This window comes from Nocardioides ochotonae (genome assembly GCF_011420305.2).
Lineage (GTDB): Bacteria > Actinomycetota > Actinomycetes > Propionibacteriales > Nocardioidaceae > Nocardioides > Nocardioides ochotonae.
In genome coordinates this window covers 2770565-2790409 of record NZ_CP061769.1, presented here as the reverse complement: position 1 = coordinate 2790409, position 19845 = coordinate 2770565, and the positions used below count along the sequence as shown (strand labels likewise).

The 19845-nt window shown below is 73.3% G+C and carries 19 protein-coding genes; 10 read left to right on the top strand and 9 right to left on the bottom strand.

Annotation, left to right across the window (positions count from 1 at the left end):
- Window positions 1-56 precede the first annotated feature (56 nt).
- From HBO46_RS13550 to HBO46_RS13540, 3 genes are read left to right on the top strand one after another with little or no spacing between them, the layout of a single operon-like run.
- The gene (locus HBO46_RS13550; RefSeq protein ID WP_166140659.1) at window positions 57-911 is read left to right on the top strand and encodes an alpha/beta fold hydrolase; all 855 of its coding nucleotides are present in this window, start codon (window positions 57-59) and stop codon (window positions 909-911) included.
- 30 nt (window positions 912-941) lie between these two features.
- Window positions 942-1670: a DNA repair protein RecO gene (gene recO / locus HBO46_RS13545; RefSeq protein ID WP_166140660.1), complete on the top strand. Its 729-nt coding sequence runs from the start codon at window positions 942-944 to the stop codon at window positions 1668-1670.
- A 25-nt stretch (window positions 1671-1695) separates the two neighbouring features.
- A complete protein-coding gene (locus tag HBO46_RS13540; protein ID WP_166140661.1) occupies window positions 1696-2487 on the top strand; it encodes an isoprenyl transferase in 792 nt (263 codons plus the stop codon).
- 13 nt (window positions 2488-2500) lie between these two features.
- On the opposite strand, the gene HBO46_RS13535 is transcribed toward HBO46_RS13540, so the two are convergent.
- The 4 genes from HBO46_RS13535 to HBO46_RS13520 form a co-directional block, all read right to left on the bottom strand.
- A complete protein-coding gene (locus tag HBO46_RS13535; RefSeq protein WP_166140662.1) occupies window positions 2501-2899 on the bottom strand; it encodes a Fur family transcriptional regulator in 399 nt (132 codons plus the stop codon).
- A 79-nt stretch (window positions 2900-2978) separates the two neighbouring features.
- The gene (locus tag HBO46_RS13530) at window positions 2979-3983 is read right to left on the bottom strand and encodes a metal ABC transporter permease (RefSeq protein ID WP_207950534.1); all 1005 of its coding nucleotides are present in this window, start codon (window positions 3981-3983) and stop codon (window positions 2979-2981) included.
- Window positions 3980-4795 carry a metal ABC transporter ATP-binding protein gene (locus tag HBO46_RS13525; RefSeq protein WP_166140663.1) on the bottom strand — a complete coding sequence of 272 codons (816 nt, stop codon included), beginning with the start codon at window positions 4793-4795 and terminating at the stop codon, window positions 3980-3982. The genes HBO46_RS13530 and HBO46_RS13525 overlap by 4 nt, the downstream gene beginning before the upstream one ends.
- Window positions 4786-5751: a metal ABC transporter substrate-binding protein gene (locus tag HBO46_RS13520; protein WP_166140664.1), complete on the bottom strand. Its 966-nt coding sequence runs from the start codon at window positions 5749-5751 to the stop codon at window positions 4786-4788. Before HBO46_RS13520 ends, HBO46_RS13525 begins: the two co-directional genes overlap by 10 nt.
- A gap of 88 nt (window positions 5752-5839) precedes the next feature.
- On the opposite strand from HBO46_RS13520, the gene HBO46_RS13515 reads away from it, so the two are divergent.
- The 7 genes from HBO46_RS13515 (at window position 5840) to HBO46_RS13485 (ending at window position 13609) form a co-directional block, all read left to right on the top strand.
- Window positions 5840-6160: an antibiotic biosynthesis monooxygenase family protein gene (locus tag HBO46_RS13515; RefSeq protein WP_166140665.1), complete on the top strand. Its 321-nt coding sequence runs from the start codon at window positions 5840-5842 to the stop codon at window positions 6158-6160.
- Window positions 6161-6222: 62 nt separating this feature from the next.
- Window positions 6223-7620, top strand: coding sequence for a glycine--tRNA ligase (locus HBO46_RS13510; protein ID WP_166140666.1), 1398 nt, complete (start codon window positions 6223-6225; stop codon window positions 7618-7620).
- An 11-nt stretch (window positions 7621-7631) separates the two neighbouring features.
- The gene (locus HBO46_RS13505) at window positions 7632-8381 is read left to right on the top strand and encodes a type 1 glutamine amidotransferase family protein (RefSeq protein WP_166140667.1); all 750 of its coding nucleotides are present in this window, start codon (window positions 7632-7634) and stop codon (window positions 8379-8381) included.
- 118 nt (window positions 8382-8499) lie between these two features.
- Window positions 8500-9672, top strand: a complete 1173-nt coding sequence (dusB, locus tag HBO46_RS13500) for a tRNA dihydrouridine synthase DusB (RefSeq protein ID WP_224769054.1) — start codon at window positions 8500-8502, stop codon at window positions 9670-9672.
- A 155-nt stretch (window positions 9673-9827) separates the two neighbouring features.
- On the top strand, window positions 9828-10739 hold the full coding sequence (locus HBO46_RS13495) for an SH3 domain-containing protein (RefSeq protein ID WP_166140669.1): 912 nt from the start codon (window positions 9828-9830) through the stop codon (window positions 10737-10739).
- A 105-nt stretch (window positions 10740-10844) separates the two neighbouring features.
- Complete coding sequence (locus HBO46_RS13490) at window positions 10845-11924, top strand: PIG-L family deacetylase (protein WP_166140670.1); 1080 nt, start codon at window positions 10845-10847, stop codon at window positions 11922-11924.
- An 80-nt stretch (window positions 11925-12004) separates the two neighbouring features.
- Window positions 12005-13609, top strand: coding sequence for a sensor histidine kinase (locus tag HBO46_RS13485; protein ID WP_166140671.1), 1605 nt, complete (start codon window positions 12005-12007; stop codon window positions 13607-13609).
- Here HBO46_RS13485 and HBO46_RS13480 read toward each other — a convergent pair.
- From HBO46_RS13480 to HBO46_RS13460, 5 genes are all read right to left on the bottom strand, one after another.
- Window positions 13606-14745, bottom strand: a complete 1140-nt coding sequence (locus HBO46_RS13480) for a hypothetical protein (protein WP_166140672.1) — start codon at window positions 14743-14745, stop codon at window positions 13606-13608. The genes HBO46_RS13485 and HBO46_RS13480 overlap by 4 nt on opposite strands.
- Window positions 14742-16013: a glycosyltransferase gene (locus HBO46_RS13475; protein ID WP_224769053.1), complete on the bottom strand. Its 1272-nt coding sequence runs from the start codon at window positions 16011-16013 to the stop codon at window positions 14742-14744. The genes HBO46_RS13480 and HBO46_RS13475 overlap by 4 nt, the downstream gene beginning before the upstream one ends.
- Complete coding sequence (locus tag HBO46_RS13470) at window positions 16010-16927, bottom strand: ATP-grasp domain-containing protein (protein WP_166140673.1); 918 nt, start codon at window positions 16925-16927, stop codon at window positions 16010-16012. The genes HBO46_RS13475 and HBO46_RS13470 overlap by 4 nt, the downstream gene beginning before the upstream one ends.
- 69 nt (window positions 16928-16996) lie before the next feature.
- Window positions 16997-18181, bottom strand: coding sequence for an AI-2E family transporter (locus HBO46_RS13465; RefSeq protein WP_166140674.1), 1185 nt, complete (start codon window positions 18179-18181; stop codon window positions 16997-16999).
- Window positions 18182-18203: 22 nt separating this feature from the next.
- Window positions 18204-19838: a phospholipase D family protein gene (locus tag HBO46_RS13460; protein ID WP_166140675.1), complete on the bottom strand. Its 1635-nt coding sequence runs from the start codon at window positions 19836-19838 to the stop codon at window positions 18204-18206.
- Between the last annotated feature and the right edge of the window lie 7 nt (window positions 19839-19845).

The following is a 19845-nucleotide window of genomic DNA, read 5'->3' as shown; positions in this document are numbered from 1 at the left end:
GGGTCCAATCCCTGCGTCGGCGCCCCTGCGGGGGCGCCGACGGCTACATTGCGGCCATGGTGGTCTCGGAGCGGATCGGACAGCTCTTCGTCGAGCACGACGGGAGCCGTGACCGCCTCGAATACACCGAGTACGGCGCCGGCCCCGCGTGGGTGGTCCTGCTCCCGGCCCCACTCGTGCCGCGCCGCATGCACCAGCGGCTGGCCCGCACGCTCGCCGAGCAGGGGCTGCACGTGCTGACCCTCGACCCCTTGGGCCACGGCCGCTCGGACCGCCCCGCCGACCCGCAGGTCCACGCGACCAGCGCCTGGGCGCGCCAGGTGCTGGCCCTGCTCGACCACGTCGGGGCCGACCAGGCGGTCGTCGGCGGCACGTCGGTGGGCGCCAACGTCGCGCTCGAGGTCGCGGTGCTCGCCCCGCAGCGCGTGCGCGGCCTGGTGTTGGAGGCCCCGGTGCTGCACAGCTCCCTGGAGGCCGGGATGTTGAGCGCCGGCCCGCTGCTGCTGGTGGCGCGCCACCTGCCGTGGGCCGTCGACGGCGTACGCCGCCTGACCCGTCCGGTGCCCCGCGGCCTGGTGCCGTTCTGGGCCGGCATCGGCCTCGACGCCCTCGACCAGCGCTCCGACGCGGTCGCGGCGATGCTGCACGGGCTGCTCTTCGGGGCGCTCGCGCCGTCGCCCGCGCAGCGGCGCGCGATCACCGTCCCCGCCCTGGTCGTCGGGCACCGCGGCGACCTGCTGCACCGCGCCGCCGACGCCGAGATGCTGGCCAAGGAGCTCGGTGACGCCCGCCTGCTGCTCGCCCGTACGCCGTGGGAGTGGCGCGCGCGGCCGCACCGACTCGACGAGGCGACGGTCGCGCTGGCCATGCGCGCCTGGCAGCGCCCCGCCCGGCGGCGCGCCGGGGGCTGACCGGCTGGACCGCTGGGGGACAATGGTCGGGTGCCGCTCTACCGCGACGAGGCGATCGTCCTGCGCACCCACAAGCTGGGCGAGGCCGATCGCATCATCACCCTGCTGACCCGCCACCACGGGCGGGTGCGTGCCGTCGCCAAGGGCGTGCGCCGCACCACCTCGCGCTTCGGCTCGCGACTGGAGCCGTTCACCCACGTCGACCTGCAGCTCGCCGAGGGCCGCAACCTCGACACGATCACCCAGGCCGAGACCCTCACGCCGTTCCACGCGGGTCTGGGGCTGGACTACGACCGCTACACCGCCGGCACCGCGATGCTGGAGACCGCCGAGCGGCTCGCGGCCGAGGAGCGCCAGCCCTCGGTGCAGCAGTTCCTGCTGCTCGTCGGCGGACTGCGCGCCATGGCCTCGGGCCAGCGCGCAGCCGGGCAGGTCCTGGACTCCTACCTGCTGCGCTCGCTGGCGGTGGCCGGCTACGCGCCGTCCTTCGAGCACTGCTCGCGCTGCGGCCTCGAGGGCCCGCACCGCTGGTTCAACCCCTCGATGGGCGGGGTGCTGTGCAGCACCTGCCGGCTGCCCGGCTCCGCCTCGCCGGCGCCGGAGACCATCGAGGTCCTCGGCGCACTGCTCGCCGGGGACTGGCCGGTCGTCGAGGCCGCGCAGCCGCGTCACCTCAAGGAGGCCAGCTCGCTGGTCGCGGCGTACCTCGCCTGGCACCTCGAGCGCGGCCTCCGATCGCTGGCCTACGTCGAGCGCTGAGCACCCGCGCGAGTACTCTCCGGGGGTGAAGCGAGCCGTCCGCCGACCGACCCCGCACCCCTCCGGAGCCACGCCTCCCGCGATCCCACGCGAGTTCGTCCCCGAGCACGTCGCCATCGTCATGGACGGCAACGGGCGCTGGGCCAAGGAGCGCGGGCTCCCACGCACCCGTGGCCACGAGCAGGGCGAGAGCTCATTGTTCGACGTCGTCGAGGGCGCGATCGAGGTGGGGGTGAAGGCGATCTCGGCCTACGCCTTCTCGACCGAGAACTGGTCGCGCTCGCCCGACGAGGTCCGCTTCCTGATGGGCTTCAACCGCGACGTCATCCGCCGCCGACGCGACGAGATGCACGAGCTGGGCGTGCGGGTGCGGTGGGCGGGGCGCACCCCGCGGCTGTGGAAGTCGGTGATCAAGGAGCTCCAGGTCGCCGAGGAGCTGACGGCCGACAACGACGTGCTGACGCTGACCATGTGCGTGAACTACGGCGGTCGCGCCGAGGTGGCCGACGCGGCCCGCTCGATCGCGCGCGAGGTCGCGGCCGGCCGGCTCAACCCCGAGAAGGTCGACGAGAAGGTCTTCGCCCGCCACCTCTACGTGCCCGAGCTGCCCGACGCCGACCTGGTCTGGCGCACGTCGGGGGAGCAGCGGCTCTCCAACTTCATGCTCTGGCAGGCCGCCTACAGCGAGTTCGTCTTCACCGACGTGCTGTGGCCCGACGTCGACCGGCGCCACCTCTGGGCGGCCGTCGAGACCTACGCCCAGCGCGACCGGCGCTACGGCGGGGCACTGCCCAACGACGCGGGCGCCGGGAGCTGATCCGCGCCGACGCTCAGGCGCAGGAGGCGCAGGTCCCGAAGATCTCCAGGGAGTGGCTGACGTCGGAGAAGGAGTGCTCGGCGGCGATCGACTGCGTCCAGCGCTCCACCGCCGGGCCCTCGACCTCCACGGTGAGCCCGCACGACCGGCACACCAGGTGGTGGTGGTGGGTGTCGGAGCAGCGCCGGTAGAGCGCCTCGCCGTCCTCGGTGCGCAGCACGTCGAGCTCGCCGGCCTCGGCGAGACGCTGCAGGGTGCGGTAGACGGTAGCCAGGCCGACCGGGTCGCCGCGTCGGCCGAGGAGCTCGTGGATCTCCTTCGCGGAGCGGAAGTCGCCGACCGAACTCATCGCCTCGACGACCGCGATGCGCTGGCGGGTGGGTCGCAGGGGGGTGCTCTCGAGGGGGGTCATGGCCGTGCCTCCGGTCTGCTGGGGTGGATCGGGCTGGCTCGTGCGGGGCTGCTCCCCGGGCCGTCGTACGGCGCCCGGGTCAGTGCTCGTCGTAGTGCTCGTCGTGCGGGGCGTGCCGGTGACCGTCGTGCACGTAGTCCACATGGTCGCCGTGCGGCACCGCGACGTGGCCGCAGTCGGGACCGTGCTGGTGCTCGGCGTGCTGCTCGACGCAGACCTCGTGGTCGGGCTGCGGGTCAATGGGGAACGGCCGGCGCAGCCGGGCTCGGTGGCGCAGCCAGACGCCGACCGGCCAGATGAGCAGGAAGCAGGCGAGGGCGAGGAGCACGATGGTCGGCCCGGGTGCGACGTTGGCGTGGATCGAGGCCCAGGCCGACAGCAGCAGCCCGCCGACGGAGGCGAACAGGCCCAGGGCCATTGCGGCGGCGATCGTGGTGCGGAAGGAGCGGGTGACCTGCTGGGAGGCGGCGACCGGGACGACCATCAGCGCCGAGACCAGCAGCAGGCCCACGGTGCGCATCGCGACGGTGACGGTCACGGCGGCGAGCACCGCGACCAGCACGTTGTAGGCGCGCACGCGCAGCCCGGCGACGCGGGCGAACTCCTGGTCCTGGGCCACCGCGAAGAGCTGGGGCGAGAGGCCCACGCACAGCACGATCACGACGGCCGCCAGGACCATCGTGACCACGACGTCCCCGGGGGAGATCGTGGTGATCGAGCCGAAGAGGTACTGCTGGAGCCGGGACTGGCTCTGGCCGCCCAGCCCGGTGATCAGGACGCCGCCGGCCAGGCCGCCGTAGAAGAGCAGTGCGAGGGCGACGTCGCCGTTGGTGTGCCCGCGCTCGCGGATCACCTCGATCAGCACCGCGCCCAGCACCGCGACGACGACCGCCGTCCAGGTGGGGGAGGTGCCGGTCAGCAGCCCGAGCGCGACGCCGGTCACCGCGACGTGGCCGATGCCGTCGCCCATCAGCGCGAGACGGCGCTGCACGAGGTAGGTGCCGATCGCGGGGGCGGCCAGACCGGTGAACAGCGCGGCCAGCAGCGCGCGCTGCATGAAGGGCAGGGAGAGCAGGTCGATCATGAGTGGCCCTCCAGCGGTCCGCCCTCGAGGGGAGCAGCGACGTGCGGCGCGTGGTCGTGGTGCGGCGGCAGGTCGTGGCCCTCGTGGCTGTGGTGGTGTCCGTGGTGCCCCAGGTCCGCCGGGCCGGCGTGGTCGCCGAGCGGCGGACCGTCGTAGACGATCCGGCCGTCGCGCATCACCACCGAGCGGTCCACCAGCGGCGCGAGCGGCCCCAGCTCGTGGGCGACCAGCACGACCGTGGCGCCGCGCTGCTTGAGCTCGCCCAGCGAGGCGGCCAGGGCCTGCTGGTTGGCGAGGTCGACGCCGGCGGTCGGCTCGTCGAGGAAGAACAGGTCGGGGCGACCGGCCAGCGCGCGGGCGATCAGCACCCGCTGCTGCTGCCCCCCGGAGAGCGTGGACACACCGTCGCGGGCCCGGTCGGCGAGCCCGACGACCTCCAGCGCCTCCTGGACCGCTGCCCGGTCCTCGCGCGACATCGGGCGCAGCAGGCGCCGGCGGGTCAGCCGTCCCGCGGACACGACCTCCCACACCGAGGCCGGTACGCCGGACGCGGCCCCGGGCCGCTGGGGTACGAAGCCGATGCGGTGCCAGTCGTGGAACTCGGCGAACGGGGTGCCGAAGAGCCGCAGCTCGCCGTGGCCGAGCTCGCGCAGCCCGGTCAGGGCACGCACGAGGGTCGACTTGCCGGAGCCGTTGGCGCCCATCAGCGCGACGAACTCGCCGGCGGAGACCGCCAGGTCGATGCCGCGCAGGATCGGGCGTCCGGCGATCGCCACCGAGCCGCCGGTGAGCTGGATCGGTCTCACCTGCATGCGTTGGCCTCCTGGAGGGCGGCGAGGTTGGCGCGCATCAGGGAGAGGTAGTCCTCGTCGGCGGTCTCGTCGCTCAGGCCCTCGAGCGGGTCGAGGACGGCGGTCTCGAGACCCAGGTCCGCGGCGAGCGGGGCGGTGAACTGGCGCGAGGCGAGCCGCTCGGAGAAGACGGTGGTGACGCCCTCCTCGCGGATCAGCTCTTGGAGGTCCTGGAGGTCCGAGGGGGTCGGCTCGGCGTCGGGGGAGAGGCCGGCCACCGGGTCGAAGTGCAGGCCGTAGCGGTCCTCGAGGTAGCCGAAGGCGTCGTGGGAGACCACGACGGTGTCGCGCTCGCACGTCGCCAGGCCGGTGCGGAACTCCTCGTCGAGCTCCTCGAGGTCGGCACGCAGCTGCGCGGCGTTGTCGGCGTACTCGTCGGCGTGGTCGGGGTCGATCTCGCTCAGGGAGTCCGCGACCGCGTCGCCAAGGTCGGCCATCCGCAGCGGATCCTGCCAGAAGTGCGGGTCGTCCTCGCCGTGCTCGTCGCCCCCGTGGTCGTGCCCGTCGTGCTCGTGCTCGTGGTCGCCCTCGACCGGGAGCAGGTCGACCGCCGAGGCGGCGTCGAGGACCTCGCCGCCGGCGTTCTGCTCGGTGGCGTCGTCCACGGCCGGCTGGAACCCGCCGAGGAGCACGACGAGGTCGGCCGCGGTCAGCGAGGCGGTCTCGCGCACGGTGAGCTCGGCGTTGTGCGGGTCGGCGTTGGGGGAGGACACCGGCTCGACGTCGACGCGGTCGCCGCCGACGCGCTCCGCGACGTACTGCAGGGGGTAGAAGCCGGCGGCGACGCTGACCTTGTCTCCGTCGCTGCCGCCGCCCGCCTCGTTGCTGAGCGCGCTGCACCCGCCGAGGGCCAGCGTCGTGGCGAGGGCCAGCGCGGCGAGGGCGGGAGTGCGGAGACGGTGGGACGGCGAATGCATGAGAACGATTCTCAAACAGGTGAGAACCGTTGTCAAAAGGTCCGCGACGTGTCGGTGCCCACTCCGGGCCTGCCACTAGGGTCGGGGCGTGCTGGTCGTCAACCGTTTCCGGATCGCGCCGTCGGAGCAGGACACGTTCCGCGTGTCGCTCGAGGACGCGCGCGCGGCGCTCGCCGAGCGACCGGGCTTCGTGTCCGGCGCGGTGGGCCGCAACGTGGACGATCCCGACCTCTGGGTGCTGGTGACGACCTGGGACGGGCCCGGCGCCTACCGCCGCGCGCTCTCGTCGTACGACGTGAAGCTGCGGGCGGTCCCGGTGCTCAGCCGCGCCCTGGACGAGCCTGGCGGCTACGAGAGCGTCGAGCCCGGGGCCGCGCTCAACGAGGCGCGCTCCCGCTCGCTAGGCTGATCCTTTCTCGCACGCCCAACTTCGGTCGGCAGCCAGCCGGCCGCGAACAGGAGCTCCTCGAAGTGGCCAAGCCGCCCGCATCCGCCGTCGACCACGTCGTCTCTCTCGCCAAGCGCCGGGGGTTCGTCTACCCGTGTGGCGAGATCTACGGCGGCACCCGCTCCGCCTGGGACTACGGCCCGCTGGGCGTGGAGCTGAAGGAGAACATCAAGCGCCAGTGGTGGAAGTCGATGGTCACCTCGCGTGACGACGTCGTCGGCCTCGACTCCTCGATCATCCTGCCGCGCGAGACCTGGGTCGCCAGCGGCCACGTCGACACCTTCAACGACCCGCTGACCGAGTGCCAGTCGTGCCACAAGCGCTTCCGCGCCGACCACCTCCAAGAGGCCTACGCGGAGAAGAAGGGCATCGCGAACCCCGACGACGTCGACCTCAAGGACGTCGCCTGCGCCAACTGCGGCACCCGCGGCGCCTGGACCGAGCCCCGCGAGTTCTCCGGCATGCTCAAGACCCACCTCGGCGTGCTCGAGGACGGCTCCGGGCTGCACTACCTGCGCCCCGAGACCGCCCAGGGCATCTTCCTCAACTTCGCCAACGTGGTGACCTCCAGCCGCATGAAGCCGCCGTTCGGCATCGCTCAGACCGGCAAGAGCTTCCGCAACGAGATCACGCCGGGCAACTTCATCTTCCGCACCCGTGAGTTCGAGCAGATGGAGATGGAGTTCTTCGTCAAGCCCGGCGAGGACGAGGAGTGGCACCAGTACTGGATCAACGAGCGCCTGAACTGGTACGTCGGCCTCGGTGTCGACCGCGACAACCTGCGCCTGTTCGAGCACCCGAAGGAGAAGCTCTCCCACTACTCCAAGGGCACCGTCGACATCGAGTACCGCTTCCGCTTCGCGGGCTCGGAGTGGGGCGAGCTCGAGGGCATCGCCAACCGCACCGACTTCGACCTGTCGACGCACGCCAAGCACTCCGGCCAGGACCTCAGCTACTACGACCAGGCCAACAACGAGCGCTACACGCCGTACGTCATCGAGCCGGCAGCCGGCCTCTCGCGCAGCCTGATGACGTTCCTGGTCGACGCCTACACCGAGGACGAGGCGCCCAACACCAAGGGCGGCGTCGACAAGCGCACGGTGCTGCGCCTCGACCCGCGCCTGGCGCCGGTCAAGGTCGCGGTGCTGCCGCTGAGCCGCAACGCCGACCTGTCCCCGAAGGCCAAGGACCTGGCCGCCGAGCTGCGCCGCAACTGGAACGTCGACTTCGACGACTCCGGCGCCATCGGTCGCCGCTACCGCCGCCAGGACGAGATCGGTACGCCGTTCTGCGTGACCGTGGACTTCGACACCCTCGAGGACAACGCGGTCACGGTGCGCTCGCGCGACACCATGGAGCAGGAGCGCATCAGCCTCGACGGGATCAGCCGCTACTTCGCCGAGCGACTGCTCGGCTGCTGAGCGGGGTCCGCGTGCACACCGGTCTGGGCCGCCTGCGGCGGGTGCTGGCGACCGCGACCTCCTCGGTCGCGGCGCTGGCGCTCGGCGCGGCCCTGCTCGCGGGGTGCTCGTCGGATGACGGCGGCGACAGCGGGTCCGGCGACCAGGGCTCCTCGGGGGCGGCGAGCCCGAACGGCACGGACTCTCCCTCGTCGGGTGCGGAGCCGGGCGCCGAGCCGAGCGAGACGGCCGAGCCCTACCTGCCGGTGCCCGACGGGGTCGAGCTGACCCCGCCCGGCACCACGCTGGAGCTCGGGGAGACCGCCGTGGTGGCCTGGGAGCCCCGGCAGAAGACCGTCGGCGTCCTCGAGATCACCGTGAAGCGGCTGGAGCGCACCAGCTTCGAGAAGTCCTTCGAGGGCTGGAAGCTCGAGCCGCAGGTGCGCCGCACCACGCCGTACTTCGTGCGCGCCAAGCTGACCAACGTGGGCGACACCGACCTGGGCGGTGTGGAGGTGCCCCTCTACATCGTGGACGGCAAGAACGCCTTGGTGCGGTACTCGCGCTTCGCGAGCACCTTCAAGCCGTGCAACAGCAGCGACCTGCCGAAGAAGTTCGCTCCCGGTCGGGAGCGCGACGTCTGCCTGGTCTACCTGGCACCCGATCGCGGCCGGCTCACCGCGGTGAGCTTCCGCCCGACCGAGGAGTTCGACCCGATCACCTGGACCGGGGAGGTCCGCCGGCTCGACAAGCCGGCGAAGGGCGGGAAGAAGAACGACTGAGCAGGTCGGCGTACCCGCCAGCGGCACGCAGGCCACGCCTTCGTGCCGCTCGGTGCCTCCGGGCGGGGACACGGGCGAGCAATTTGGGGGCCCGCGCCGAGCGGTCGACAATGTGGGCGTGACCACGACGACCGCCGCTCCCCGCACGCCCGCGCTCGCGGCCTTCCCCGGCCTGGCGCTCGGGTCCCTGCAGGTCGCGACGCCGGTGGTCCTGGCCCCGATGGCCGGCGTGACCAACGCGGCGTTCCGGCGCCTGTGCGCCGAGCAGGGCGCCGGGCTCTACGTCTGCGAGATGATCACCTCCCGCGGCCTGGTCGAGGGCGACCAGCACACCCGCGACATGCTCGTGTTCGACGAGCTGGAGACGACCCGCTCGGTGCAGCTCTACGGCACCGACCCGGCCACCGTCGGGCGGGCCGCGCAGATCCTGTGCGAGGAGTACGGCGTCGCCCACATCGACCTCAACTTCGGCTGCCCGGTCCCCAAGGTGACCCGCAAGGGTGGCGGCGGGGCGCTGCCGTGGAAGCGCGGGCTGCTGGCCCGCATCCTCGAGCAGGCGGTCGCCGCGGCCACGCCGTACGACGTGCCGGTGACGATGAAGACCCGCAAGGGCATCGACGCCGACCACCTGACCTACCTCGACGCGGGACGCATCGCCCAGGAGTCGGGGTGCGCCGCGATCGCGCTGCACGGGCGGACTGTCGAGCAGGCCTACTCCGGCGTCGCCGACTGGGACGCCATCGGCGAGCTCGTCGAGCACGTCGACATCCCGGTCCTGGGCAACGGCGACATCTGGGAGGCGGCGGATGCGCTGCGGATGATGTCCCACACCGGTGCCGCCGGCGTCGTGGTCGGGCGCGGCTGCCTCGGCCGGCCGTGGCTGTTCCGCGACCTCGCGGCGGCGTTCGCCGGCGAGGAGGTCGCGACCCTCCCGTCGCTCGGCGAGGTCTGCGCGATGATGCGCCGCCACGCCGAGCTGCTCGCCCAGCACATGGGGGAGGAGCGCGGCTGCAAGGAGTTCCGCAAGCACGTCTCGTGGTACCTCAAGGGCTTCCGCGCCGGCGGCGAGCTGCGCCGCAACCTGGGCCTCGTGGACACCCTGGCGGCGCTGGACCGGCTGCTCGACGAGCTCGACCCGACCGAGGAGTTCCCGGCGTCCGAGCTCGGTGCGCCTCGTGGCCGGCAGGGCTCCGCACGCAAGCGGGTCGCCCTCCCGGAGGGCTGGCTGGACGACTCCGACGGGGCCGGCTGCGCCGTCGTGGACGACCTGGACGCGGGCTCCGGGGGCTGAGCCGCCCCGGGTCGACGTGAGGCGACACACGGCACCAGAACCCCCCAAAGATTGGGGACGGCCTCGCGGCGTGTGGTTGTCTGGCGCAAGCGCCGGGACCGTGATCCGCGGAACCCGGCGCGTGTTTCTGCCCGCAACAGCAAAGGATCAGCGCTGTGGCACATCGCCACAAGCGGGAAACCAATGCCCGCCGCAAGCCCCGTGCCACCGTGATCGCCGCCCCCCTGGCCGTCCTGGCAACCGCATCAGCCGTCGCCCTGGGGGTCACCCTGGGCGACCCCGAGCCCGCCGAGGTGCTGAGCGCCTCGAGCACCAGCGCGAGCGCCGCCGTGGACTCGACGCCCTCCGTTTCCGCCGCGCCCCGCAAGGCCGCGGCCACCCCCGCTCCTGCCCCGGCCACCGAGCGCCGTCCGGTGCTCTCCCGCAGCGCCTCGCGCTTCGAGCTGCGCGAGCTGACCCCGGCCGAGAAGATGATGGACCCGGCCGCCGTCCGCGCTGCGATCGACCAGGCCGACACCCGGCTCTGGGCGACCGAGGACCTCAACCTGTGGACGCTCCCGGGCGACCAGGCCAAGCAGGTCGGCACCCTCGAGGCCGGCGACAAGGTGCTGGTCACCGGTCGTGAGCTCTACGGCCGCGACGAGGTCGTCATCGACGGCGCGTCGCGCTGGGTCACCTCCGGCTACCTCAGCGACGAGGAGCCGGTCGCCGAGCTCGGCGGCGTGTGCACCAACGGCACGTCCGTGGGCGGTGGCGTGAGCCCGAACATCGTCAAGGTGCACGCCGCCGTGTGCGCCGCCTTCCCGCAGATCACCACCTACGGCACGCTGCGCAGCGACGGTGAGCACGGGCAGGGCCTGGCCGTCGACATCATGGTCAGCGGCGACCTCGGCTGGGAGGTCGCGGAGTTCATCCGCGAGAACCGCGCCGAGCTCGGCGTGAGCTACCTGATCTACGCCCAGCAGATCTGGTCGGTCGAGCGCTCCGGCGAGGGCTGGCGGGGCATGGAGGACCGCGGCTCGGTCACCGCGAACCACTACGACCACGTGCACGTCACGACCTACTGATCACACCTCTCGTCCTACGCCGCTGAGCCGGGCCGTCCCGTCGGGGCGGCCCGGCTCGCCGCGTTCGTGCCTACAGTGGCTGTCCCACCTTCGAGGAGGCCGGCCATGGCAGCAGACGACGGATACCGCGCTCTCGTGCTGGAGAACGACCCCGACGCGGCCAGGTTCCTGCGCATCGTGCTGGAGCAGCACGCCGGCATGCGGGTCGAGGTCGTCACCACCGCCGAGGAGGCGCTCGCGGCGCTCGGGCGGACCACCTTCGACCTGCTGGTCAGCGACATCCAGCTGCCCGGTCGCTCGGGGCTGCAGATCCTCCCCGAGGTGCGCCGGCTCCATCCCGCCATCGCGATCATGATCGTGACGGCGTACCCGACGTACGACCACGCGGTCGAGGCCCTGCGCGAGTCCGCCGACGACTTCTTGTCCAAGCCGGTCGCCGCCGCGGATCTCCGCCGGCGCGCCACCGACCTCGCCGCCCGGGCGCGCGCGCGGCGCTCCGAGCGGCGCGAGCGGGTGCTGGCGGTCGGGGCGCACCCCGACGACATCGAGCTCGGCGTCGGCGCGACCCTGGCCGCGCACGCGGCGTCCGGCGACGAGCTGACTCTGTTGACGCTCTCCGGCGGCTCGGTGGGCGGCGCCCCGTCGACACGCCACTCCGAGGCCCTGGCGGCGGCGGCCACCGTGGGCGCGCGGCTGGTGCACCTGGACTTCCCCGACACCCACCTGGTCCCGGCGGAGGGCCTCATCAGCGCGATCGAGGAGGTCGTGGCCGACGTGGTGCCGGACCGCATCTACACCCACGGCGTCCACGACCGGCACCAGGACCACCGGGCGGTGCACGAGGCGGTCGAGGTCGCGGCGCGCCAGGTGCCGAGCGTGTGGTGCTTCCAGAGCCCGTCCTCCACCGTTGACTTCGCCCCGAACCGGTTCGTGGACATCGACGGCTTCATGGACACCAAGCTGAAGATGCTCGCGGCCTTCGTCTCCCAGGCCCACCGGGAGTACATCCAGCCCGACGTCGTGCGGACAGCGGCTCGCTACTGGGCGCGGTTCAGCCCCGCGCGCGAGGTGGAACCGCTGGAGACGGTGCGGGCGAGCGAGACGGTCGGGCGGGGATCGGCGCTCCGGGCGAGTGCCGCCGTGGATGGCCAGGGGATCGGGCGTGAGCACGGGAGCAGCACCTGAGCACCGAGACCGCGCTGGACGAGGCGCACCGTCAGGCGTGGCTGCACTGGTCCGCGCCGCGGCTGCTGTGGGTGCGACAGGTGCCGACCACCGTCCTGCTGCTGCTGGTGACGGCCGCACTGCTGCGGGTCGCCGACCTCGAGAGCCGGGCGCTGGCGCTGGCGGCCGGCGCGCTGGCCGTCACGGTGCAGCTGGCGGCGCTGGGTCCGTGGTGGGCGAGGTGGCCGCCGGCGGCGCGCTACGCGCTGCCGTTGGGGCACATCGTGGCGGTCGGGCTGCTCGACCTGGGCGCGGGGCTCGAGCTGGGCCTGGTGGACGTGCTGGTCCTGCTCCCGTTGCTCAGCCTCTCGCTCCGCCCCGGGTCCGCTGGGATCTCGGTGGGCCTCGGGGCCTCCGCCGTGGTGCTGTTCATGCCCGTCCTGCTGGTGCCCGGGCGTCCCTACGTCTGGCTCCAGGGCGGCATCGCGGTGCTCGTGGTGGCCTACCTGGCCTGGGTGGTGCACGCGATCGTCGAGGACGAGCGGCGCCAGGGCCAGCAGCTGGAGCAGGCCCGCACCGAGCTCGCCGTGCAGGCGCGGGAGCTGCGTGCCTCGCGCGACGTCCTGAACAGCATCGTGCAGGCCGCGACCGAGCAGGCGATCGTCGGCATGGACCGCCACGGTGTCGTGCTCACCGCGAACAGCGGGGCGGAGCGCATCCTCGACCGTGACGCCGAGGAGCTGGTGGGCACGTCGTTCACCGACCTCGTCGATCCCGCGGTGCTGGCGCAGCGTGTCGCGCGGGACGCCTCGAGCCCGCTGGCGGTGGTGCTGGGCGCCGCCGCGTCCGGCGGCACAGGCGTCTCGGAGTGGCCGGTGGTGCTGCCCGACGGCTCCTCGCGCCCGCTCGAGATCGTCGTGACACCGCGGCCCGCCATCGAGCCGCTCCCGGCGGGCTTCGTCCTGGTCGGGACCGACGTCTCCGCGCGCCACGAGGAGCAGCGCCTCCAAGACGAGTTCATCGGCCTGGTGTCCCACGAGCTGCGCACGCCGCTGTCGTCGATCCTGAGCTACCTGGAGCTGCTCCGCCTGGACCGGGCGCCGTTGAGCGAGGACCAGCGCGGCTACCTGGAGGTCGTCGAGCGCAACGCCGTCCGGCTGCGCCAGCTGGTGGACGACCTGCTCCTCAGCGCCCAGCTCGTCCACGGCCTGTCCTGGGCGCCGGAGGAGCTGGACGTGGTCGAGGTGGTCCACGCGGCGGTGGCCACCCAGCAACCTGCCGCGCGCGCGGCGGAGGTGGAGCTGAGGATCGCCGGCGACGGCGAGGTGCCGCTCGTCTCGGACGCCCAGCGCCTCGGCCAGGTGGTCGACAACCTGCTGAGCAACGCCGTCAAGCACAGCCCGCCGGGGGCCAGCGTGGTGGTCACCATCGAGCGCGTGCCTGGTCCCGACGGTGGCCGGGCCGCCGCGGTCCGGGTGCGCGACGAGGGCCCCGGCATCGCCGCGGACGAGCTGGCCCGGCTGACCGAGCGGTTCTACCGCACCCGTGACACCCGCCGGCGCAGGGTGCGCGGTGTCGGCCTCGGGCTGTCGCTGGTCAAGACGATCGTGGACGAGCACGGCGGGACGCTCACGATCGACAGCACTCCGGGAGCCGGCACGGAGGTGCGGGTGGTGGTGCCGGACCTGCCGCAGGCCGGGGACTAGCCGGTCGCCGGGTGCCAGGCTCGGGCGAGCGCGCGCCACAGGGCGTCGTCCATCAGCGACACGGGCGTCACGTTGACCGACGTGATCCCGTTCGTCCGGGCGGCCCGCACCGAGCGGACCAGGGTGTCCGGCGAGATCGCCTCGTCGTCGACGGACGTCTGGGCCCACAACCCGACCGACATCGTGAACCGCGACATGTCCTCCCCGGCTGCGCGCAGGGCGCTCGCGATGCCCTCGATCTCGGCGGGGGAGTGCCGGTCGAAGGGGTAGGCCCAGACGACGAGCCGGTCCGCGGCCCGGAGCAGGACGTCGTAGTCGTGCCCGGAGGCGAGGGCCCCGGCCGCTGGGTCGTCCTCCCAGTCGACCCGGACGTCCATCGCCAGCTCGATCGCGGCGCCCTCGCCGTCGCGGACCTCGTCGAGCCCGGCGCGCATGCGCCGCAGCAGCCCTGTGATCACCTCGGCGCGCCAGCGCAGCACGTCGGCGTTGTTCTCGACCGTTCCGTCGGGCGCGCGAGGCCAGTCCTCGGCGCCGGTCATCTCCTGGAACAGCTGCAGGTCCTGGCGTCCGGCGGTGTGGTCCAGGAACAGCTCGGTGATCGCGATCTGTGCCGGGAGGTAGCGCTCGCCGAGGGCCACGACGTACTCGACGAGGCGGTCGCCGACCTCGCCCCGCGCCAGCTGGTAGGCCGATGCCTGGTACGTCGAGCGGTAGCCGCTCTCCTCGGCACCCGCGATCGAGGGGTCGGCGGCGATCCAGTTGGGGACGTAGGCGTCGACGAGCAGCGCGAAGTCGCGCTGGGCGCCGTCCTCGGTCTCCTGCAGTGCTCGGGCGGCGCGCGCGATGTGGTCGGTGCCCGGCTCGGCAGCGGCGTCGGGATGGCTCGACCAGTCGAAGGCGGTGAACTCCACGCGGCCGGCTCCCAGCACGACCATGTTCGCGCCCACCCGGTCGAGACGTTCGTCGATCGCCGACCAGTCGGTCTCCGGGTCGGTGACGATCCCGAAGTCGATACTGACCGAGCGGGCCTCGGCGGGTGCCTGGCCCCGCCGCATGGTGGGCGGGACGTCCTCCCAGGGGCGCGCCACGCTCAGCGCGGCCACCGTCGTCGCCAGGATCGCGAGGACCAGGATCACGAGCCAGGGCCAGCGCCGTCGCTGCCCCGGACCGACACCGTCCCGGTGCGTCGCGCCTTGTTCCATCGGTTCTCCGCTCTGCCGAGCTCGAGCCGTACGGCGTCGAGCATGACGAAGCTCATCAGGGTGGAGTAGAGCGGCCACAGGGGCAGCGTCCACAGGTGACGCAGGTCCGCGAGGGCCTGGTCGAGCAGGAGCGCCAGCACCAGCAGCGCGGTCGAGCCCACCAGGCTGAGGGCGAGCAGCCAGGCGAGCCACGACGCCGGCAGCCACGAGGCGCCGTCCACCCCCACGAGGGCCGTGAGGGAGACCAGGCCGAGGAGCCACAGGAACGGGCCGGTCACCTGGGTCAGGGTGTTGTAGAGCAGGTAGGGGCCGAACGCCCCGTAGCGCGGGTTGCCGATCATCGTGCGGTGGATGGAGACCGCCTGCAGCAGCCCGCGGGCCCATCGCACCCGCTGGCGCCACAGGTCGTGCAGAGTCGACGGCGACTCCGCGAACACCCAGGCGTGCGGGCTGAAGGTCACCCGGTAGCCCGCTCGGTGCACCCGCCAGGTCAGCTCGAGGTCCTCCCCAAGGGTGTCGGTGCGCACCGGCCCGGTCAGCTCGAGCACGTCGCGGCGGTAGGCCCCGAGGTTGCCCGACACCACCGGCAGCAGGTCGAGGGTGTCCAGGGCCCGGCGCATCAGCCCGGTGCCCACGTGGCTGATCAGCGCCAGGAACCGGGTCTGCACGCGGTCGAGGTTGCCGGGCTGGTCGTTGCCGCCCACGGCGCCCACGCGCTCGTTGCGGAACCCGCGCAGCAGCTCGGTGAGGGTGTCGTGGCCGAACACGCCGTCGGCGTCGACCATCACCACGATCTCGCCGGAGCTGGCGGCCACGCCGGTGTTGAGGGCGGCGCCCTTGCCCGCGTTCGGCTGGCGGATCGCCTGCACCTCGGGGTGCTTCCGGGCGAGGCGCTGCATCCGCGCGAAGGTGTCGTCGCTGGACCCGTCGTCGACGCACACGATGCTCAGCCGCGGGTAGCCGGTGGCGAGGATGGAGGCGACGCACGCGTCGATGACCACGCCCTCCTCGTACGCCGGGACGACCACGGCCACGGTCGGCGGCTCGGCGAACATCGGGCCGAGACCGATCGGCCCCGCGGGGGCGCGGCGCTCGCGCACGGCGAACAGGATCGCGAGCGGCACGAACGTCAGACGCACGATCCCGCCGATGAGCAGGGCCATCCCGACGACGAGCACCAGGGCGATGAGGAGGGACGTCACGGGACGGCCCCGGCCCCCTCGTCGAGGACCGCGTCGAGCAGCTCGGGGGCCGCGGGGGAGACCGCCCCGAAGCGGGCGTTGACCTCGAGCACCACCGGGGTGCCGTCGTCGAGCCGGCGTACGTCGAGGTCGACGGGGCCCACCAGGTCCAGCGTCTCGACCGTCCGTCGGGCGACTGCCGCGACGTCCGTCGCCGCGTCGTCGGGCAGGCGCACGACCGAGGTCGCGTTGCCGACCCTTCCCTGCTTGCGACCGGTCTTCTCGAGCACGACCACCAGACACTCGCCGGTGCGCGGGGACCGGTGCACCTGGGGGCTGTACTCGACCCCGCCGGCGAAGGCCTGCACGACCCACGAGTCGTCGAGACCGTTCCAGACCGGGTCGTCGGCGTGCTCGACCACGTGCACGCCACGGCCGCCGCGCGAGACCCGCGGCTTGACCACGACCGGCCCTCCTGCCCAGCGCAGGGCCTCCGACGCCGAGGCCAGCTCGCCGCCGGCGGCGTGGCGGGGCACGGGTACGCCGCCACGGGCGAGCGCCCACATCGTCAGCAGCTTGTCACCGGCGATCCGGGCCGGGCCGGGCCCGGAGAGGACCAGGCCGCGGTCGCCCAGGCCGGTGGCCGCGGCCAGGACCGCCAGGCGCGGGAGCTCCTCGGAGACGGTGGGCAGGACCAGGTCCGGGCGGTGGCGGCCGAGCAGGTCGAGCATCGCCCGGTCGTAGCGCGGGTCGTCGGCGCCCGGCACCGCCTCGACCACCTCGTAGCCCTCGGTCGGTCGCGGCGCGAGGTCGACGCCCACGGCGCGGGGCCGCCGGGTCGGCGGGAGCCGGCCGATCAGCACGCCGAGCGCGCGGCCGGCCGGGCCGGCTGCACCGGTCACCAGGATCGTCGGGCGTTCGCGGGCCACGCTCACCCTTGGATCGTAGGCCGCCGCCGCGAACCGGGGTCGGTGCTGCAGGGGACGGCCCCCCTCGCCGGTGGCTCAGGCAGGCGGGGTCTCGGGCTCCGGACCGCCCCGGGCTCCCGCGTCCGCATCGGTGTCGGGCTCGTCCGGGGAGCGCGCCGGCACGACCCAGGCCTCGGAGCGGGCGGTCACCTGCTCGTCGAGGTAGCGGAAGACCACCGCGATCATGGCGGTCACCGGCACCGCGAGGAAGGCGCCGACGATGCCGAACAGCGCGGACCCGAGGGCGACGGACAACAGCACCACCGCGGCGTGGAGGCTCATGCTGCGCGACTGCAGCCACGGCGAGAGCACGTTGCCCTCCAGCTGCTGCACGGCGACCACGACACCGAGGACGATCAGCGCGCCCACCCAGCCGTTGGAGACGAGCGCGACCAGCACCGCGAGTGCCCCGACCACGAAGGCGCCGACGATCGGCACGAAGCCGCCGAAGAACGTGAGCACGGCGAGCGGGACCGCCAGCGGGACGCCGACGAGCACGAGTCCCAGGCCGATGAAGACGGCGTCGATCGCGCTGACCAGTGCCTGCGTGCGGATGAACCCGCCCAGCGTCGACCACGCCCGGCCGAGCACCTCGGCGAGGTGGGTGCCGACGCTGGGGCCGGCGAGGCGGCGCAGCCAGGGCAGGAAGCGGCGCCCGTCCTTGAGGAAGAGGAAGGTCAGGATCAAGGTGACGGTGAGCGTCACCAGGGCGCTGGTGACCGCGCCGACCCCGACCAGGACGCCGGAGGCGATGGTGGAGGCGGAGGCGGTGAGCTTGTCCTGCACGGCGTCGATCGCGGTGTCGACCTGCTTGTGGGTGACCATGTCGGTGTCGCGCAGCCACTGCGAGATCCGGTCCAGGCCCGCGGTGGCGTCGTCGGCGATCGCCCCCGCCTGACCGGCGGTGGACGGGGCCAGCGCGAACCCGACGGCGACGATCACGGCGATCGCGCCGAGCAGCGTGCTCGCGGCGGCCAGCGACGCGGGCAGTCGCAGCCGTCGTTCGAGGAAGATCGAGATCGGGGCGAGCACGGTCGTGACGATCAGCGCCAGGACCACCGGCAGCAGGATCGTCCACATTCGGCCGAGGACCTGGCTGGCCAGCCAGAGCGCGATGAAGATCAGGATCCAGCGCGCGCTCCAGCGGGCGCACCACTCCAGTCCACGCGCGATCACCCGCTCGCGGGAGGGCGGAGCGGGCTCGGGGATGGAGGCGGTCACGGGGTGCCTTCCTGTCGCATGCTCAGAACGTACGCCGCCGGCGCATGCGCCCGGGACGCCCGTCGGGGTCGTGCAGATAGCGATACCACGGCGCGGCCAGCAGCTGGCGCGCGACCGGGAGCGTGGGCGTGGGCAGGCGGCGCAGCCGGCCGGCGGGCCGGGGGCCGCGGCGTCCGCCCGCGTGCCAGGCGTCCAGGGCGTCGGCGCTCTGAGCGAAGAGCTCGAACTGCGCCTGGGCGTCGACGCAGTCGGCCATCACGTCGAACAGCTTCGGCTCGTGCGTCGCGCTCACCGCGGCGAGCTCCTGGGACTCCATCCGGTCCAGGTGCTCTGCCGCGAGCCGGAGCCGCAGCCACTGCCCGTAGCCGCCCTCGGGCTCCTCGTCCAGCACGACCGCTGACAGCTCGGAGTCGTGGGTCCAGGAGCGGCGGCAGAAGTTGTCGGACCCGACCGAGGTCCAGACGTCGTCGATGACGCAGACCTTGGCGTGGACGTAGACGGGTGTCCCCGCCTCGTTCTCCAGGCCGTAGAACGCGACCCGCTCGTTGAACTGGAGCTGGAGGCGGCGGATCGCGCGTAGTCGGCCCACGATCTGCGGGTCGCGGGCGAACCAGCCGTCCTGGTCGGGGAAGTGGGGGAGCACGCAGACCAGGCGCAGTCCGGGGTTGTCCTGCAGGGCCGCGACGAGTACGTCGCTCATCTCGCGACCCCACAGGAACTGGTCCTCGAGGTAGATCAGCGACCGGGCGGCGCCGACGGCCTTGCTGTAGCCACGGGCGACCGAGCGCTCGCCGTCGGGGGCGAAGTCGTAGGCCCAGCCGGGGCCGAGGCGGGGGTAGGTGCGCAGCAGCTGCACGGTGTGGTCCTCCTCCAGCGGGGGAGGCGGGGGCGCCTGCGGCGGCAGCGGGCGGCGCTCCTCGTCGAGGCGCAGCGCGGCGTCGCGGCGGCGTCGCAGCGGGCTGCGCGTCGGCGGCGTGGTGTCCTCCCAGCGCTCGCGGAAGACCGTCTCGACGTCGTGGACCACCGGGCCCTCCAGCGCGACCTGCACGTCGTGCCACGCCGGGCGCTCGCCGTACTCGGCGGAGATCGGCTCGCCCTGCGGGTCGCCGTGGTGGGTCGAGTCGTCGCGGCGCCCGTGGCACAGGTCCAGGCCGCCGACGTAGGCGACGTCACGGGCGGGGTCGTCGCGGTGGCGCACCACCACCATCTTCTGGTGGTGCGAGCCGTTGGCGCGCACCCGCATGTCGAGGACCACGTCGGCGCCGCGCCGCTGCAGCCGCCGGCCGAGGTCGCGGTGCTCGTCGGCGCTGTAGCCCAGGCGGCCGGGGTGGGAGCGCCAGACCAGGGCACGCACGTCGACGCCGCGGTCGAGGGCGCGGCCGAGCACCTCCACGATGGTGCTGTCGGGGTCGTCGGTGAGCTGCTGGTCGGGGTTGCCCTGCCAGTCGGTGAACAGCACCAGGTCGCCGGCACGGGTCGCCTCGAGGCGCTCGTGGAGGTCGGCGAAGTACGACGCCCCGTCCACCAGCGGCCGCGCCCGGTTGCCCGACGACCACGCGGTGCCCTCCGGGTGCCGCGCGTCGAGGCGGGTGGCCCGATTGCCGCGCTCGTGGGCGTTCAGCAGCCAGCTCGCTGCGTGGTGGGGGCGGACGGCCATGGTCGGA